This window comes from Aneurinibacillus sp. UBA3580 (assembly GCF_002375825.1).
GTDB classification, from domain to species: Bacteria; Bacillota; Bacilli; order Aneurinibacillales; family Aneurinibacillaceae; genus Aneurinibacillus; species Aneurinibacillus danicus.
In genome coordinates, this window is sequence record NZ_DFMZ01000016.1 from 1 (window position 1) to 3,471 (window position 3,471).

Here is a 3,471-nt window from a genome sequence, read left to right on the forward strand (position 1 = left end):
TCCTTCTTTCCTCACAATTTTCACAGAAAAAGAAAAGCACAGCATTACGCAGACATTGCTGTGCCCCTCTTTTTTATGCGATAGCTTCCTTCAGGTTTTTCTCCGTAATATTCCAGTGCGATGTATGCCACACGACGCTGCCGTCTTTCACATAGAGTACCTGGGGAGATTCGTGCTTAACGCCGAAACGTTCGGCGATTTCGTTCGATACCGGACGGGCGGTTTGCACGATAACAAGTCCCCACGGCTTCATTCCTTCATGCTTGGCATATTGCATAAACTCATTATATGCTTGGCTGCTAATCGGGCATGTCGTACTATGCTTCAGCAGTACGACCTCCGCATTTTCCTCCAGGAATTGATTTAACTCTTCAATTGTTGTTAGCTCTTTCACTTTTTCTCTCTCTCCTTTCGTTTCATTTGCTTCCTATTCTATATTACCCTTTTTTTCTCATGCCATAAATACAAAAAGCCGTCTGTATGCATAAGGCACACAGTGGCTTCGTCTTTACTGTCCTGCTTGCTGTTTCGCTTCCGTGTGAGCCGACGATGCTTCCGCCGCCTGCCAGGCGGTCACTACCTGCTGCAAATTCCGGTTGGCCTGACTCGCCTGAGTAGCTACCTGTCCGATTTCATCAGGAAGCGCATAGCGCGGTGCGGTCCAGCCGCTGGCAGTCATCACCTGGGCGACTTCCGCTACATTTTGTATCGAATGGTTCAACAGTTGCTGGAAGCCCTGGCTGAGTTCAGGACAACTTGTCTCGGTAATCGTCTGCGCATAGGCCATGACCATCATTTTCTCATGTGCCAGCAATTCCTCTGCAATCTGTTTGTCCGTCACAGGCATGCCCCTCGCTCCTTCCCTACTGAATTCCCTGCGGCGGATGTTGATGCTGATTCAGCATCTGACAGAGAAGTTGATAATTTTTCTGGTGACGCGTCGCCATCTGTCCACACACTTCCCTAAGTTCGGCGGTTACAACTTGTGACACCGCATTCATGTACGTCTTGCACAGCATTTCTTCCTGACTCATCCTCGCTTCCAGCTGTACCAATTCGGCAGCAGTTAGAGGCTCCATCCGCATCTTCTGCACCATACTTTCAACCTCCGAAAATAAAGATCCAACTGTACAACGTATAGTTTCTCCAAATTTTCTTAAGCTCCTCATACAAATCCTGTCAATAATAATTGAGATATTTCACAGAATCGTGCATAATAAGTAAGGTTGAGGTTATGAAAACAGGTTGTGTAAGATTTCAGAAGAGGTGGTTACAGACATGAAAAAAACAGTAGTGGTAATGCAGGGCGATCAAACAGGACAAGAACTTCTCGATGAAGCGCTGCGCGTGCTCCAACCAGAAGTTATCGGCTTTGATATCGAGCTTGAAACATATGATTTAAGTCTTGAAAACCGCAAAAGAACGAATAACGAAGTCGTACATGAAGCAGCCCGCGCTATGAAACGGACAGGCTTCGGTCTGAAGGCTGCGACCATCACACCGGAAGAAAAAGGATCTGTAGGAAGCCCGAATGCGATTCTCCGTCGCGAAATCGACGGAAAAGTCATCCTGCGGACCGGCCGCCGTATTCCCGGCATTCGTCCGGTAGCTGGTGCATACGCTCCGATTTCCGTTGTACGCATGGCCGTAGGCGATGCATACGGTGCAAAAGAATGGCGTGAAGGCGAAGGCGTAGACGAAGTAGCGTACCGCACGGAAAAAGTCGATCGTAAAACATGCCGCGCCGTAGCGGAATTTGCGTTCCGTCATGCACAAAAAACAAACGCCAAAGTATTCGGCGGTCCGAAATATACGGTAAGTCCGGTATACGAAGGCATGCTGAAAGAAGAAATGGACGCTGCAAGCAAGCGCTACCCGACCGTGCAATACGAACCGCAGTTGATCGATGCAACGTATGCACTGCTCCTGTCTTCCGCAGGCGATGCCATGGTTATTCCAGCGTTGAACCGCGACGGCGACTGCTTGAGCGACATGGTACTGCAGATGTTCGGATCTATCGCAGGTGCGGAATCTGTACTGCTTGGATTCGACGAAGAGTTCAATACGCAAGCCGTTATGGTAGAAGCTCCTCACGGTACGGCTCCGACACTCCAGGGCAAGAACATTGCCAATCCAATGGCCATGATTCTCGCTTGCGCCTCTCTGCTCACCTACTTCCATGAGCAAAAAGCCACGATGGCCTCTCGCGCTATTTATGAAGCAACAATCGAAGCTGTAAGTCAAGGCGTTCGCACGGCTGACCTTGGAGGCAGCGCAACGACAAGCGAATTCACGGATGAAGTGATTCAACGCGTGAAAACAAAACTCGATGTATGGTCTACCATGCAGAACTTCTAATTTTATGTAATCTTTTATATAATAAGCAAGAGGTCCATTCCTTACCTGGTGAGGATGGACCTTTTGCACTTCCTGGTTTAGAAAGGATAGATGCAGTGTGAGGTTTGCAAAACGGATTATCTCAACCGGCTTTGCCATCTTGCTCCTCTGCTCATTCGTTCTTCTTACCAATAATACGTCCGCCGATTTCTCTTATCGGGTTACGAGTATTTTGATGAGCGATTACAAGCTGAATGTGCAGGGATGGGTCGAAGATGTAAAACCATCGGTCACGAAAAAACAATACGAGCATGCGACGTACACATACTATAATTACCGCAGCGGAAAACGTTCATTTCGCTTAATAACGGTGGAAATCGATAACGGGGACGTTATGTATTTTGCAGAAAATCATGTGACAAGCGAGGCGAATCGGGTCTCTCTGCGCATCACGGCAAAAGATGGGAACCCGCAGGAGATTTATTCGTTTCTTCCCGGAAAGCCGTCCGCATGGCAAAAACTGACCGAAATGCCTGATTCTCTGAATGCGCCTACATATGCAGAAGGGGAGAAGCTATCGTATCGTATCGGCAAGACCGAGGTATACCGGCCGCTGGGCCATACAGTATTCGAAGAGATGCCTTATTACTCTCCCAATGTAACCGTGCGAAAAAAAAGCAAGGACATGGAATATGAGGCTGTGCTCCCTGCCGACAGCACATCCATGAGCACGAACTGGGGGATTCTCTCGGGCCCTCCTCTGATAAATTGGAGCGAACAAAAAGCATACAAAAAAGCGTTGGACATCGAATTCGATCAGGATAAAAAGCTTCGGGGAGACGGTGCCTATACAATGATTCCAAAGAATTACGAGCCAGCAACCGAGACGGCGTTTTACCGAAATCCCAGCAATGGCGAAGGACTTCGTGCGAATGAATTTGTCTCCCAACCCTCTATGGGCAAGCTGTTTACCGATATCTCCACCCATCTGGCCTATACTGCGGTAGCCGCACAAAACGAAGAAGGATATTGGCCGACCTATCCTCGTTCCAAATGGCTTAATAAAGAATACCGCATCGGCTACGCTTATATGGATAACCGGCGAAACGCAGACAATGCAACATTCCTGCTGCC

Annotated in this window: 5 protein-coding genes; 2 read left to right on the forward strand and 3 right to left on the reverse strand. The window is 48.4% G+C overall.

What is annotated here, in order from left to right:
• Window positions 1–73: 73 nt before the first annotated feature.
• The 3 genes from ytxJ to B2899_RS02655 all read right to left on the reverse strand — a co-directional run bounded on the left by ytxJ (window position 74) and on the right by B2899_RS02655 (window position 1,097).
• Window positions 74–394, reverse strand: coding sequence for a bacillithiol system redox-active protein YtxJ (ytxJ, locus tag B2899_RS02645; protein ID WP_146808482.1), 321 nt, complete (start codon window positions 392–394; stop codon window positions 74–76).
• 114 nt (window positions 395–508) lie between these two features.
• Window positions 509–847 carry a spore coat protein gene (locus B2899_RS02650; protein WP_146808483.1) on the reverse strand — a complete coding sequence of 113 codons (339 nt, stop codon included), beginning with the start codon at window positions 845–847 and terminating at the stop codon, window positions 509–511.
• 16 nt (window positions 848–863) lie between these two features.
• Entirely contained in the window at window positions 864–1,097 is a 234-nt protein-coding gene (locus B2899_RS02655; protein ID WP_146808484.1) for a hypothetical protein, read from the reverse strand.
• Between the two features lie 181 nt (window positions 1,098–1,278).
• Between B2899_RS02655 and B2899_RS02660 the strand changes: the two genes are divergently transcribed.
• Complete coding sequence (locus B2899_RS02660) at window positions 1,279–2,358, forward strand: isocitrate/isopropylmalate family dehydrogenase (RefSeq protein WP_146808485.1); 1,080 nt, start codon at window positions 1,279–1,281, stop codon at window positions 2,356–2,358.
• Window positions 2,359–2,455: 97 nt separating this feature from the next.
• Window positions 2,456–3,471 (forward strand): hypothetical protein (locus B2899_RS02665; protein WP_286883877.1); only part of this gene is annotated, 1,016 nt, incomplete at its 3' end.

Bases quoted from the DNA above. Each gene is read 5' to 3' on its own strand.
- B2899_RS02650 (WP_146808483.1), bottom strand. From the start codon at position 847: ATGCCTGTGACGGACAAACAGATTGCAGAGGAATTGCTGGCACATGAG.
- B2899_RS02655 (WP_146808484.1), bottom strand. From the start codon at position 1,097: ATGGTGCAGAAGATGCGGATGGAGCCTCTAACTGCTGCCGAATTGGTA.
- B2899_RS02660 (WP_146808485.1), top strand. From the start codon at position 1,279: ATGAAAAAAACAGTAGTGGTAATGCAGGGCGATCAAACAGGACAAGAA.